Here is a 13337-nt window from a genome sequence, read left to right on the forward strand (position 1 = left end):
CCGGGCACGATTCATGGCGCGTTGGACATTCGCGCTTGCCCGTCGAGGCTGCCCGTTGGAACCGCCGATTGTGCCTGATCCCCGGAATTCCCCAGCCTAACGTCCCTAATGGCGCGTTAATCCGCGTTGTGGGGTGCAATTTTCCCCGATTTGGTCGACGAAACCTGTCGCGGATTCCGTCCAATCCCCAAAAATCCCGTTGCGTCCCCAGTCTGCTATGGTAGATGGAGATTAATACAGGGGCATGTTTCACCGTCGGCGATTGCTGCGGTCGAGGCGCGACGAGGGTTGCGGCTCGGGACGATGAATCATGTGCGCCATTTCGAAGGGTTTTGGCGTGTCGGTGCGTGGTCGCTATCAAGGAGACGGTATCGGCCTTGTCGACGACAAGGGCCGGGTAGCCATCCCCTCGGCGCTTCGCACCACGCTCTCGGCAAATGCGCCTAAGGCGAACGGCAAGGACGGCGGGACCATCATCATCGGCGCGCATCAGAAGAATCGCTGCCTGGTCGCGTATGATCCCGGTTACGTCGACATCCTCGCCGAGCGCCTCGACCGCCGCGAATCCGAGAACACGTCCGAGAACGGCGAATACGACTACAACATCAAGCGCGCCGCAGCATCCGGCGAAGCGGTGCCGTTCGACGGCTCCGGTCGCTTCATCATGCCCGCGTTCCCGCGCTTCTATGCGGGAATCAAGGGGCATGCGTTCTTCTACGGCGTGCTCGACTACATCGAGATCTGGGACCCCGCGACGCTGATCGCCACCGACGGCATGCCCCCCGTCGTCAAGGAGATGGCGCGCTTCTACATGGCCGAGAAGGGGGTGCAGCTGTGAGCAACCCCGACGCTCCGCACATTCCGGTACTGCTCGACGAAGTTCTGGCCGCGCTTTCCCCTGAGCCCGGCGAGACGATGGTCGACGGCACGTTCGGTGCGGGCGGTTACACGCTGGCGTTGCTCAAGTCGGGCGCGCGGATCGTGGCGTTCGATCGCGATCCGGATGCGATCGCCAATGGTCGCGCGATGGAAGAGGCCGAAGAAGGCCTGACGCTGATCGCCGCGGACTTCTCGGCGATGGCGTCCGAGCTCGAGACGCGTGGCCTCGCGCCAGTCGACGGCGTGACGCTCGATATCGGCGTGTCGTCGATGCAGCTCGACCAGGCCGAGCGCGGCTTCTCGTTCCAGTCGGATGGCCCGCTCGACATGCGGATGGCGCAGGCCGGCATGTCGGCGGCGGACTTCGTCAACGAGGCGGACGAGAACGAGATCGCCGACGTGCTGTATCAATATGGCGACGAGCCCAAGTCGCGGCGTGTCGCGCGTGCGATCGTCGCGGCGCGCCCGCTGACGCGGACCGGCGAGTTGGCACACATCGTCCGCCGCGCGCTCGGCTACAAGGCGCACGACAAGAAGGACCCGGCGACCCGGGCGTTCCAGGCGATCCGGATCCACGTGAACCGCGAGCTGGGCGAACTGGCGGACGGATTGCTGGCGGCCGAACGTGTGCTGAAGCCCGGTGGCCGCTTGGCGATCGTGACCTTCCACAGCCTCGAGGACCGGATGGTGAAGCGCTTCCTGCGCACGCGGTCCGGTGGGTCGCCTTCAGGTTCGCGTCATCTTCCGCAGGTGAAAGCCGTTGCGGAACCTAGTTTTTCTCATGTCGGCCGCGGTGTTCGCGCCGGCGAGGCCGAGATTGCACGCAACCCGCGGGCGCGTTCGGCGACATTACGGACGGCGCGGCGGACCTCCGCGCAACCCTGGACGGAAGAGGTGACGACATGACGGCGGCGTATCGGATGAAGGGTGTGGGCTGGTTCGGGGGCTGCGTGGCCGTCGTGCTCGGTTTCTACCTCGTGTCGCTGCAGGTCGCCGCCGAGCGCAAGAAGCTGGAGGCGGTCAATGGTCAGATCCGCTCCGCGCAGCGCGACATCCGCGCGCTGGAAACCGAGTTCGACACGCGCGGCAACCTTGCGCAGCTCGAGCGCTGGAACGGCGATACGCTGGCACTGTCGGCACCGACGGCGGGCCAGTTCATCGTGAGCGAGGCCGCGCTCGCGGCGCTCGACGTCAACAGCCTGCGCGCGGATGGGGTCCAGACCGCCGCGCTGCTGGTGCCGTCGGGGGCGGGGTCCGTCGTCTCCACGTCGATCGTGCCGGTCACCGCTGCTCCTGCCGTGGTGAAGCTTGCTCCTGTGCAGATGGCGCAGGTTAGCGCACCGCGCGCGATGAACGTCGCGATCCAGGCTGCGTCGAAGACCGCGCTCAAGCCGGTCGTGATCCGCGCGTCGGTATCGACGCCGCGCTCCGCCGAGGCCGCACTCGTTCGCGCTGCCAAGACCGAGCGCCTCGCTGCCGTCGCGAAGGTCCGTCCGCAGGCAGTCGCGATGCTCGACCGCAAGCTCCTGTCCGACACGACGCTGGGTGACATCATGAGCGGCGCCCGCTCCGAGAGCCGTAAGCGGCGGTGACCGCCTTGGTCGCCCGGCCCGTCTCGCAGCAACGTAGCGCCAACCAGCGTCATGCACTGGTGGCGACGGCGCACACGCGCCTGATGATGCTGATGTTCCTGTTTGGAGCAGCGGTGCTGGTGGTGGTCGGTCGGCTCGGGATGCTGGCGGTGCAGGCGTCGCTCGCCGATCCGCAGGCACGCTCGGCGGCGATCGCGGCGCGCGGCGATATCGTCGATCGCAACGGTGCGCCGCTCGCGCGGACGATCGATGCGTGGACGATCGCGGTGCACCCGAAGAAGCTGATCGGTGATCCGACCGAGATCGCCAGCAAGCTCGCCGCGCTGATGCCGGAAGCGGGCGACCAGGCGCATTATTATGCACTGCTGACGTCGGGCAAGAGCTTCATTTATCTCCAGCGGCGCGCGTCGCCGGCGCTGGTCGAGCAGGTCAATGCGATCGGCGAACCCGCGATCGTGTTCGACCGCGATACGCAGCGACTGTATCCGCAGTCGACGATGGCGGCGCATGCGCTCGGCTTCCTGTCGACCGCGGGTCACGGCATGAGCGGGATGGAACGCGTGCTCGACGAGCGACTGACCAATCCCGCGCTCAACGGTACGCCGGTCGCGCTATCGCTCGACAACCGCGTCCAGGCGGCGATGGAGAGCGAACTCGGTCGCGCGATGACGACGTTTTCGGCCCGCGGGGCTGGCGGCATCGTCCTCGACGTGGCTACCGGCGAAGTGATCGCGATGGTTTCGCTGCCGACGTTCAATCCCAACCGCGTCGGCATGTCGGGCAGCGAACAGCTTCGCAACATCACGACGCAGAGCGTGTTCGAGCTTGGCTCGACGTTCAAGCCGATCACGATGGCGACGGCGATGGACACCGGCGTGGTGACGTCGTTCGCGCGGCGCTTCGATGCGACTCATCCGCTCCAGGTTGGGCGCTTCACGATTCACGACGAGCGCGGCGATCCGAAGCGCTGGCTCAATATGGCCGAGACGCTGATCTACTCGTCGAACATCGCGACGGCGCGGGTTGCCGACGAGGTCGGGCCTGCGAAGATGCAGGCGATGTTCAAGAAATTGGGCTTCGATACCAAGCCCGATATCGAACTGCGCGAGAAGGGCCGTCCGTTGTGGCCGAAATACTGGGCGCGGACGACGACGATGACCACTGCCTATGGCCACGGCATCGCGGTGACTCCGCTGCATCTGGCGAGCGCCTATGCGGCGCTGGTCAATGGCGGGATCTGGCGGCCGGCGACGTTGCTGAAGGTCGCGCCGGGGCATGCGGTTGCCGGTCGTCGCGTCATCAGCGAGCAGACCAGTGCGCGAATGCGGCAGATGCTGCGGCTGATCGTGCAGCGCGGTACGGGCCGCAAGGGCGATGCGCCGGGCTACCGCGTCGGCGGCAAGACCGGGACGGCCGAGGCCGCGGTCTCTGGTGGCTACGACCATTCGCGCAACGTGGCGACGTTTGCCGCGGCGTTCCCGATGGATGCGCCGCGCTATGTCGTGCTGGCGATGCTCGATTCGCCGCTCGGCACGAAGGAAACCGCCGGGTGGAAGACCGCGGCGTGGAACACCGCTCCGGTGGTCGGCCGCACGATCTCGCGCGTCGGTGCGATCCTGGGCGTGGTGCCCGACGCGCACCGCGATATCGACGAGTCTGACATCCTGCCGACTTTGTGGCAGGACCCGTCGCGTACACAGCCGACCGGGCAATGAGGACTATTGCATGAAACTCGCAGCGCTGACCGACGGGACGGAAGAGGCGCAGGTGACGGGGTTCGCGATCGATCACCGCAAGGTCGCGCCGGGCACGGTGTTCGGCGCGTTCGAAGGCGCGCGCGTGAATGGTGAGGATTATATCGACGACGCGATCCGCTCGGGCGCGATCGCGGTGGTGGCGCGGCCGGGTCTGACGGTCGAGGGCGCCACCTACATCGCCGACGACAACCCCCGCGAGCGGTTCGCGCAACTGGCGGCGAAGTTCTTCGCGCCGTTTCCCGAGACGTCGGTGGCGATTACCGGGACCAACGGGAAGACGTCGTGTGTCGAGATGACCCGGCAGCTGTGGCGAATGGCGGGGTTTCATGCGGCGTCGATCGGGACGCTGGGGGTTACGACGGCGGACGAGCGGGTTACGACCGGGCTGACCACGCCGGATGTGGTGACGTTCCTGTCGAATGTGGCGGGGCTCGCGCGCGAGGGTGTGACGCACCTCGCGTTCGAGGCTTCCAGCCACGGGCTGACGCAGTATCGCACCGAGGGATTGAAGGTAGCCGCAGCGGCGTTCACCAATCTCAGTCGCGACCATCTCGACTATCATGGCGACATGGCGGCGTATTTCACGGCCAAGATCCGGCTGTTCTCCGAAGTGCTCTCGCCTGATGGTGCGGCGGTAGTCTGGGCGGACGATCCTCAGTCGGCGCGGGTGATCGACCTAGCACGGGAGCGTGGCAATCGGCTGATCACGGTCGGGACGCTGGGCGAGACTTTGCGGCTCGTCGGCCGCGATCCAACTTTGCTGGGGCAGGGGCTGACGATCGAGGCCGAGGGCCAGACGTATAAGGTCACCTTGCCGCTGATCGGTGCCTACCAAGCGGCGAATGCGCTGGTATCTGCTGGGCTGGTGATTGCGACCGGTGGCGATGTGGCCGCGACGATCGCCAATCTCGCGCGGTTGCAGCCGGTCCGCGGGCGACTGGAACGCGCCGTGATCGCGAAGTCGGGTGCGCCGGTGTATGTCGACTACGCGCATACGCCGGACGCTCTCGAAGCGGCAATCGCTGCGCTCAAGCCGCACGCAGGTGGCAAACTCATCGTGGTATTCGGGGCAGGCGGCGATCGCGATACCGGCAAGCGTGAGACGATGGGGCAGGTCGCGGTGCAACACGCCGACCGCGTGATCGTCACCGACGACAACCCCCGGACCGAGGACGCGCGCGCGATCCGCTGCGACGTCCTGAAGGGCGCGCGCGGGGCTGAGGAAATCGGCGATCGGCGTGGGGCGATCTGGGCGGCGGTGCGCGAGGCCGGGCCCGAGGACATCGTCCTGATCGCCGGCAAGGGGCATGAGCAGGGGCAGATCGTTGGCGACATGGTCCTGCCGTTCGACGACGTGACCGTCGCGCGGGAGTGCGCGGCGTGAAGGGCATGACATCGGCATTCCCCTCCCGCCTGCGGGAGGGGCTAGGGGAGGGCGCGACGTACGTACTGGAATCCGCTCTGTTTGGTCAGCCCCTCCCCCGACCCCTCCCGCAAGCGGGAGGGGAGCAGTGAGTCTGTGGACTTCAGTCGAGATCGCGACCGCTACCGGTGGCGTGGCGTCAGGCGACTTCTCCGTCACTGGCGTCGCATTCGACTCGCGGGAGGTTGGCCCCGGCGATTTGTTCGTGGCGATGAGGGGCGAGGCCAGCGACGGGCACCTGTTCCTCGATCAGGCCTTCGCACAGGGCGCGGCGGGGGCGATCGTGTCCGAGCCTTGCGACCATCCGCACGTCCTTGTTGCGGATAGCTTTGCCGCATTAAATGCCCTCGGCCGTGCCAGCCGCGCGCGTACCTCCGCGAAGATAATCGGCGTCACCGGTTCCGTCGGCAAGACCAGCGCCAAGGAAGCGCTGTTCGCCTGTCTCGACCGCGCATCTCCCGGCGAGGTGCATCGCTCGGTCAAAAGCTACAACAACCACACCGGCGTCCCGCTCAGCCTCGCGCGCATGCCGCGCGACGCGAAGTTCGGCGTGTTCGAGATGGGGATGAACCACGCGGGCGAACTCGCCGAGCTGACCCAGATCGTCCGCCCGCACATCGCAATGATCACCGCGATTGCGCCGGCGCACACCGCGTTCTTCCCAGACGAGAGCGCGATCGCCGACGCGAAGGGCGAGATCTTCGCCGGTCTCGAACCGGACGGGACCGCGATCGTCCCCTACGACAGCCCGCACCGCGATCGGCTGCTCGGCCATGCCGCGCCGCATGCCGCGCGCATCGTCACGTTCGGCAGCGAAAAGGGCGCCGATATCCGCGCGATCGAGGCGATGCGGCTGCCGACGGGCGGGACGTTCGTCACCGCGCGGATGGGGCAGGGGGCCGAGCACGAGCTGAGCTTCACGATCGCGCAGCCCGGCGCGCATTGGGTGTCCAATGCGCTCGGCGTGCTTGCGTGCGTGCAGGCGGCCGGCAGTGATCTCGGACTCGCCGGCCTCGCGCTGGCCGAACTCGGCGGATTGCAAGGCCGTGGCGCGCGGTCGCTGGTGACCGTCGGCGAAGGCCAGGCGCTGGTGATCGACGAGAGCTACAACGCCAACCCTGCATCGATGCGCGCGACGCTAAGCGTCCTCGGCCACGAACCCGGCCGCCACATCGTGGTACTCGGCGAGATGCGCGAGCTGGGCCAGGGCTCCGACGACTATCACGCCGGGCTCGCCGAGCCCATTCTCGCCGCGCGCGTCGAAATGGCGCTGCTCGTCGGTGAAGCGATGGCACCGTTAGCGCAGGTGCTTGAGGGACAGATCGAAACCGTCCATGTGGGCGACGCTGAGGCCGCACTCGCGTCGTTACGGACGATCCTGGCGCCCGGCGATGCCGTGCTCGTCAAGGGATCGAACGGGGTGGGCCTCGCGCGCATCGTAGCGGGTCTTCAAGCGGGCCTCAAAGGCGGGATTAACTGAATGTTGTACTGGCTCGCCGAGCATCTGGGGTTTCCCGGCCTGCTGAACCTCATCCGGTATCAGACAGTGCGGACCGGCGGCGCGGTCGCGACTGCGCTGATCATCGGCCTGATCATCGGGCCGAAGTTCATCGGCTGGCTGCGCGTGCGGCAGGGCAAGGGCCAGCCGATCCGCGCCGACGGTCCGCAGTCGCATCTGTCGAAGCGCGGCACGCCGACAATGGGCGGGCTGATGATCCTGACCTCGATGTGCCTCGCGATCTTCCTGTGGATGGACCTCAGCAACCCGTATGTCTGGGCGTGCGTGTTCGTGACGCTCGGCTTCGGCACGATCGGGTTCCTCGACGACTATGACAAGGTGCGCAAAGCGAGCACCGCGGGAATTAGCGGGCGGACGCGGTTGCTGCTCGAGTTCGCGATCGCCGGGATCGCCGCGACGATCATCATGTCGCAGAACGGGCCGCATCTGTATCTGCCGTTCACCTCGCGCATGTATCTGGATCTGGGCTGGTTCTTCCCGGTGTTCGCGGCGTTCACGATCGTGTCGTTCGGCAACGCGGTGAACCTCACCGACGGACTCGACGGGCTGGCGACGATGCCGGTGATCATCGCCAGCGTCGCGTTCATGGTGATCGTGTACCTGGTCGGCAATGTGAAGTTCGCGGATTATCTCGGTATCCCGCACGTTCCTCGCGCGGGTGAACTGGCGATATTCTGTGGGGCGATCGTCGGCGCGGGGCTCGCGTTCCTGTGGTTCAATGCGCCGCCCGCGGCGGTCTTCATGGGCGATACCGGGTCGCTGGCTCTGGGTGGCGCGCTGGGGACGATCGCGGTCGTCGCGCATCACGAGATCGTGCTGGGAATCATCGGCGGGCTGTTCGTGATCGAGGCGCTGTCGGTGATCATCCAGGTGTTCTTCTACAAGCGCACCGGCAAGCGGGTGTTCCGGATGGCGCCGATCCACCATCATTTCGAACAGCTCGGCTGGGCCGAGGCGACGGTGGTGATCCGGTTCTGGATTATTGCGCTGGTGCTGGCGCTGGTCGGCCTGTCGACGTTGAAACTGCGGTGATTATCGCGAAAGCCTGGCGCGGGAAACGCTATGCGGTGCTGGGATTGGCGCGGTCCGGGGCTGCGACTGTGCGGGCTTTGGTGGCTGGCGGGGCGCAGGTCGTCGCGTGGGACTCCGACGAAGCCAAGCGCGACGTCTTTGCTCCCTCTCCCCGGAGAGGAGAGGGTTTTTAGAAAGAGGGCTTTTAGAAGTCGCACCGCTCGACGATCTTTCCGGGTTCGATGCGCTTGTCGTGTCGCCGGGGGTGCCGTTGAACACGCACCCGCTCGCCGCAATCGCGCGCGTGGCCGGCGTCCCCGTTATCGGCGACATCGAGCTCTTCGCCCAAGCCCGTGCCGACCTCCCCCCGCACAAGGTCGTCGGCATCACCGGGACCAATGGCAAGTCCACCACCACCGCGCTCGTCCATCACATCCTCGAGACCGCCGGCATCCCCACGCTGATGGGCGGCAATATCGGCCTGCCGATCCTCGAACAGGAAGCGCTCCCCGTGGGCGGCGTCTACGTGCTCGAACTGTCGAGCTACCAGATCGACCTGACGCAGACGCTCGATTGTGACGTCGCGGTGTTGCTCAACATCACGCCGGATCATCTCGACCGGTACGACGGCTTCGCAGGCTATGCGGCCTCCAAGGCGCGGCTGTTCGCGATGCAGTCGCCCGAACATGACGCCGTCATCGGCATCGGCGACACGCCGTCCACCGAGATCGCGCGCGGGCTGTCGGCGAAGGGCGAGCACCTCACGAAGATCGCCCCGGGCGTGTGCATGGATCAGAGCAACTGGCCGACGCTCCAGGGCCCGCACAACGCCCAGAACGCACTCGCCGCGATCGCCGTGGTCAAGGCGCTGGGCGTGAGCGAAGTCGATATCGACCGCGGCCTTACGAGTTTCGCGGGCCTGCCGCACCGGATGGAACAGATCGCCTCGTACGCCGGCGTCGCCTATGTCGACGACAGCAAGGCGACCAATCCCGAGAGCACTGCGCCGGCTTTGGCTGCGTTCGACCGGGTGCACTGGATCGTCGGTGGGCGCGCGAAGGGCGACGACCTCGACGCCTGCAAGCCCGCCTTCGGCCACGTCGTCCACGCCTACACGATCGGCGAAGCTGGCCCGAAGTTCGCCGAGATTTTGAAAGGTTCCATGCCCGTCGAGAACGTCGGCACGCTCGACGCCGCCGTTCGGACTGCCGCCGCAAACGCCAAGCCGGGCGACACTGTTTTGTTATCCCCCGCCTGTGCTAGCTTCGACCAGTTTCGCGATTACGAAGCGCGCGGGGCCGCGTTCCGCGCTGCGGTGGAGTCGCTGGCATGACCGATATCCGCGCTGGAAGGATCGACGTTAGGGGCGATATGGGCACACCGAAGACCAGCATCGTCGCCAAGATGAAGCGGCGCGGCGGGCGCGGTGATCAGTCGCCGCTCGGCACGTGGTTCTGGGATATCGATCGGATGCTGCTGTTGCTGACGCTCTTCCTGATCGCGATCGGGCTGATTGCGGTCGCGGCGGCGTCGCCGGCGAGCGCGGTCCGCTATTCGGGCGAGCATCACAAGATCGCGCCGCTCTACTATTTCTGGCGACAGTTGATGTGGGTCGGCGTGTCGCTCCCCGTGCTGTTCGGCGTGTCGATGATGCCCGTCTCGATGGCGCGGCGGATGGCGATCGGCGGGTGCGCGTTGTTCGTGCTGATGCTGATGGTGACGCCGTTCATCGGGGTCGAGGCGAATGGCGCACGGCGCTGGCTCGGCGTCGGGTTCGCGCAGTTCCAGCCTTCCGAGTTCCTGAAACCGCTGTTCATCGTCACGGTCGCGTGGCTGCTGTCGCTGCGCGCGAAGGATGCCGAACTGCCGACCGTGCTGATCACCGGCGCGATGACCGCGGGCGTCGCGGTGCTGCTGATGCTGCAACCCGATTTCGGCCAGACGATCATCTTCTGCTCGGTGTGGATGGCGCTGCTGATGATCGCGGGGACGCCGGCCAAGGTGATGCTCGGCCTCGTCGCGATGGCACCTGCCGGATTGATCGCGGCCTATGTTTTCTACGGCGTGGCGCGGTCGCGGATCGATGCGTTCCTGTTTCCGGGCGTCGAGGGCGAGGGCGCGGGCGACCATTTCCAGACGAATGCGGCGCATAATACGCTGACCGCGGGTGGTTGGACCGGGACGGGCCCCGGCGCGGGTGCGGCGAAATTTGGGCTGCCCGAGGCGCATACCGACTATATCTTCTCGGTGATCGGCGAGGAATTCGGGCTGATCGCATGCTCGGTGATCGCGGTGATCTTCCTGGCGATCGTGGTACGCGTGTTCGTCAAGTTGCTGGACGAGCAGGACGAATTCAAATTGCTGGCCTCCGCGGGCCTCGCGACGCAGTTCGGTGCGCAGGCGCTGGTCAGCATGGCGGTGAACACTGGCCTCGCGCCCTCGAAGGGTATGACGCTGCCGTTCATCAGCTATGGCGGGTCGTCGATGATCGCGTTGTCGGTCGGCATGGGGTTGCTGCTGGCGTTTACCCGGCGCAATCCGTTTCTCACGCGGAGCCCCTATGTCGTCCGCTGGAGTGGTGAATGAACGTTAATCAGTCTCGGCATTACGTCCTCGCAGCCGGTGGGACCGGGGGACACATGGTCCCGGCAGCGGCGCTCGCGGCCGAACTGACCAAGCGTGGCCACCGTGTCGCGTTGGTCAGCGATGCGCGTGGCGTGCGGTTTCCGGGGCTGTTCGAGGACGTCCAGACGCATGTCCTACCGGCTGGGCGTTTTACCGGCGGGCCGCTCGGGTGGGCTCGGGCCACGCGGGAGATGTGGCGCGGGCGGGCGATGGCGCGAGAGCTGTACCGGACCTTCAAGCCGGCGGCCGTGATCGGCTTTGGCGGCTATCCTGCGCTACCGGCGCTGCTGGCGGCGTTCGCGGACAAGATCCCGACCGCCGTGCATGAGCAGAACGCGGTGCTGGGGCGCGTGAACCGCTTCGTCGCGGGGCGCGTGGACGCGATCGCGACCTCGTCCGAGCCGACCGAGCGCCTCGCGCCGAAGCTGCTGGGCAAGGCGCATCTGGTCGGCAATCCGGTGCGCGAGGCGGTGCTGGCGCTGCGCTCGCGGCCGTATCCGCTGCTGGAGGAGGACGGGATTTTTCGCGTGCTCGTGACGGGTGGGAGCCAGGGGGCGAGCATCCTGTCTCAGGTCGTGCCCGATGGTCTGGCGATGCTGCCGGTGACGTTCCGGCGGCGGTTGCAGGTGACTCATCAGGCGCGGATCGAGGACATCGATGCGGTGCGCGCCAAGTACGCCGAGCATCATATCCCGGCCGAGCTGGCGACGTATCTGCCCGATATGCCCGAGCAACTGGCCTGGGCGCATCTGGTGATCGCACGCGCGGGGGCTTCGACGATTTCGGAGCTGACCGCGGCGGGGCGTCCTGCAATCCTGGTACCCCTGCCGGGAGCGACCGACGACCACCAGACCGTGAACGCGCTCGAGATCACGCGGGCGGGTGGCGCGCGGACGATCGCGCAGGGAGACTTTACCGCAGTGGAACTGGCCAAGCAGATGCAGAAACTCGGGCTCGATCCGGCGGCGTTGCAGAATGCGGCGGGGCGTGCGCGGAGTTGCGGGCGGCCGAACGCGGCGAGCGACCTAGCCGATCTGGTCGAGAGCCTCGATGTGCCATTGTCGCGTATTCCTGTCGGTGCGCCCTCGAAGCCCAAGGCGCAGTTCGCATGAAGGGCGTCGCAACGGATATCGGCACGATCCATTTCGTCGGGATCGGCGGGATCGGGATGTCGGGCATCGCCGAGGTGATGAAGAACCTCGGCTACCGCGTGCAGGGGTCGGACGTGGCCGAGGGCTATGTCGTGCAGGGGTTGCGCGACAAGGGTATCCCGGTCGCGATCGGCCATGCCGCGTCTAACATCGGCGATGCCGCGGTGGTGGTCGTGTCGACCGCGATCGTGCGCTCGAACCCCGAGGTCGAAGCGGCGTTGAATGCGCGCGTGCCGGTGGTGCGGCGCGCGGAAATGCTGGCCGAACTGATGCGGTTGAAGTCGACCGTCGCGGTTGCGGGCACGCACGGGAAGACGACGACGACGTCGATGGTGGCAGCGCTGCTCGATGCGGGCGGGGTCGATCCGACGGTCATCAACGGTGGGATCATCAACTCGTACGGCTCGAACGCGCGGCTGGGCGCGAGTGACTGGATGGTTGTCGAAGCGGACGAGAGCGACGGCAGTTTCCTGCGGCTCGATGGTACGATCGCGGTCGTCACGAATATCGATCCCGAGCATCTCGACCATTACGGCTCGTTCGACGCGGTGAAGGATGCGTTCGTCGAGTTCGTCGAGAACGTGCCGTTCTATGGCGCCGCGCTGCTGTGCCTCGACCATCCGGAAGTGCAGGGGATCCTGCCGCGGGTGCGCGATCGTCGCGTGGTGACGTACGGTTTCTCGGCGCAGGCGGACGTGCGCGGCGTGGAGGTCACGCCGATCCCGGGCGGCAACCGCTTCGATTGCGTGGTGCGCGAGCGCGATGGTGCGACGCGGACGATTGCAGGGATCGAGATGCCGATGCCGGGGCGGCACAACGTGCAGAACGCGCTGGCGGCGATCGGCGTGGCGCTCGAACTCGGGATTGCGGATGCGACGATCCAGCAGGGGTTTGCCAAGTTCGGTGGCGTGAAGCGGCGGTTCACCAAGGTCGGCGAAGTGGCGGGCGTGACGATCATCGACGACTACGGGCATCATCCGGTCGAGATCCGCGCCGTGCTGGCGGCCGCGCGCGAGGGTGTGAAGGGCCGCGTGATCGCGGTGGTGCAGCCGCATCGTTACTCGCGTCTCGGCAATCTGATGGAGGATTTCCAGACGGCCTTCAACGATGCCGACCGGGTATTGGTGACGCCTGTCTATGCTGCCGGCGAGGCGCCTGTGGAGGGCGTCGATGCGGCGGCTTTGGTCGAGGGGTTGAAGCGGCGGGGGCACCGGTTTGCGGGTGTGGTTGCTGATGCTGACGCGCTCGCGGTAGAGTTGGCGGCGACGATCGAGGCTGACGACCTGGTTGTTTGTCTGGGGGCTGGCGACATCACGAAATGGGCGGCTGGGTTGGCGGATGCGATTGCTGCCGAGCGCGCGAAGGTGATGGCGTGAACGC

At 66.6% G+C, this 13337-nt stretch carries 11 protein-coding genes; all 11 read left to right on the plus strand.

Going from position 1 to position 13337, the window contains the following annotated elements:
* Nucleotides 1–310: 310 nt before the first annotated feature.
* The 11 genes from C8J47_RS03470 to murC all read left to right on the plus strand — a co-directional run bounded on the left by C8J47_RS03470 (nt 311) and on the right by murC (nt 13333).
* A complete protein-coding gene (locus tag C8J47_RS03470; protein ID WP_183129002.1) occupies nt 311–838 on the plus strand; it encodes a division/cell wall cluster transcriptional repressor MraZ in 528 nt (175 codons plus the stop codon).
* The gene (rsmH, locus tag C8J47_RS03475) at nt 835–1785 is read left to right on the plus strand and encodes a 16S rRNA (cytosine(1402)-N(4))-methyltransferase RsmH (protein WP_121884429.1); all 951 of its coding nucleotides are present in this window, start codon (nt 835–837) and stop codon (nt 1783–1785) included. Before C8J47_RS03470 ends, rsmH begins: the two co-directional genes overlap by 4 nt.
* On the plus strand, nt 1782–2471 hold the full coding sequence (locus tag C8J47_RS03480; protein WP_121884430.1) for a hypothetical protein: 690 nt from the start codon (nt 1782–1784) through the stop codon (nt 2469–2471). The genes rsmH and C8J47_RS03480 overlap by 4 nt, the downstream gene beginning before the upstream one ends.
* Nucleotides 2468–4186 (plus strand): penicillin-binding protein 2, encoded by a 1719-nt coding sequence (locus tag C8J47_RS03485; protein ID WP_060526690.1) that lies wholly within the window; start codon nt 2468–2470, stop codon nt 4184–4186. The genes C8J47_RS03480 and C8J47_RS03485 overlap by 4 nt, the downstream gene beginning before the upstream one ends.
* A gap of 10 nt (nt 4187–4196) precedes the next feature.
* Nucleotides 4197–5612: a UDP-N-acetylmuramoyl-L-alanyl-D-glutamate--2,6-diaminopimelate ligase gene (locus C8J47_RS03490; protein ID WP_121884431.1), complete on the plus strand. Its 1416-nt coding sequence runs from the start codon at nt 4197–4199 to the stop codon at nt 5610–5612.
* 127 nt (nt 5613–5739) lie between these two features.
* Nucleotides 5740–7131: a UDP-N-acetylmuramoyl-tripeptide--D-alanyl-D-alanine ligase gene (gene murF / locus C8J47_RS03495; protein WP_121884432.1), complete on the plus strand. Its 1392-nt coding sequence runs from the start codon at nt 5740–5742 to the stop codon at nt 7129–7131.
* Nucleotides 7132–8202, plus strand: a complete 1071-nt coding sequence (gene mraY, locus C8J47_RS03500) for a phospho-N-acetylmuramoyl-pentapeptide-transferase (RefSeq protein ID WP_056486650.1) — start codon at nt 7132–7134, stop codon at nt 8200–8202.
* A gap of 232 nt (nt 8203–8434) precedes the next feature.
* A complete protein-coding gene (murD, locus tag C8J47_RS03505) occupies nt 8435–9514 on the plus strand; it encodes a UDP-N-acetylmuramoyl-L-alanine--D-glutamate ligase (RefSeq protein ID WP_404969240.1) in 1080 nt (359 codons plus the stop codon).
* A gap of 71 nt (nt 9515–9585) precedes the next feature.
* Nucleotides 9586–10767 carry an FtsW/RodA/SpoVE family cell cycle protein gene (locus tag C8J47_RS03510; protein WP_060526809.1) on the plus strand — a complete coding sequence of 394 codons (1182 nt, stop codon included), beginning with the start codon at nt 9586–9588 and terminating at the stop codon, nt 10765–10767.
* The gene (gene murG, locus C8J47_RS03515; RefSeq protein WP_121884433.1) at nt 10764–11918 is read left to right on the plus strand and encodes an undecaprenyldiphospho-muramoylpentapeptide beta-N-acetylglucosaminyltransferase; all 1155 of its coding nucleotides are present in this window, start codon (nt 10764–10766) and stop codon (nt 11916–11918) included. Before C8J47_RS03510 ends, murG begins: the two co-directional genes overlap by 4 nt.
* Entirely contained in the window at nt 11915–13333 is a 1419-nt protein-coding gene (murC, locus tag C8J47_RS03520) for a UDP-N-acetylmuramate--L-alanine ligase (RefSeq protein ID WP_121884434.1), read from the plus strand. Before murG ends, murC begins: the two co-directional genes overlap by 4 nt.
* Nucleotides 13334–13337 lie beyond the last annotated feature (4 nt).

Source organism: Sphingomonas sp. PP-F2F-G114-C0414, assembly GCF_003688595.1.
Lineage (GTDB): Bacteria > Pseudomonadota > Alphaproteobacteria > Sphingomonadales > Sphingomonadaceae > Sphingomonas.

What these genes read in the sequence shown, in the direction of transcription:
- C8J47_RS03480 (WP_121884430.1), top strand. Translation starts at nt 1,782, where the DNA reads ATGACGGCGGCGTATCGGATGAAGGGTGTGGGCTGGTTCGGGGGCTGC.
- mraY (WP_056486650.1), top strand. Translation starts at nt 7,132, where the DNA reads ATGTTGTACTGGCTCGCCGAGCATCTGGGGTTTCCCGGCCTGCTGAAC.
- C8J47_RS03490 (WP_121884431.1), top strand. Translation starts at nt 4,197, where the DNA reads ATGAAACTCGCAGCGCTGACCGACGGGACGGAAGAGGCGCAGGTGACG.
- C8J47_RS03470 (WP_183129002.1), top strand. Translation starts at nt 311, where the DNA reads ATGTGCGCCATTTCGAAGGGTTTTGGCGTGTCGGTGCGTGGTCGCTAT.
- C8J47_RS03510 (WP_060526809.1), top strand. Translation starts at nt 9,586, where the DNA reads ATGAAGCGGCGCGGCGGGCGCGGTGATCAGTCGCCGCTCGGCACGTGG.
- murC (WP_121884434.1), top strand. Translation starts at nt 11,915, where the DNA reads ATGAAGGGCGTCGCAACGGATATCGGCACGATCCATTTCGTCGGGATC.
- murG (WP_121884433.1), top strand. Translation starts at nt 10,764, where the DNA reads ATGAACGTTAATCAGTCTCGGCATTACGTCCTCGCAGCCGGTGGGACC.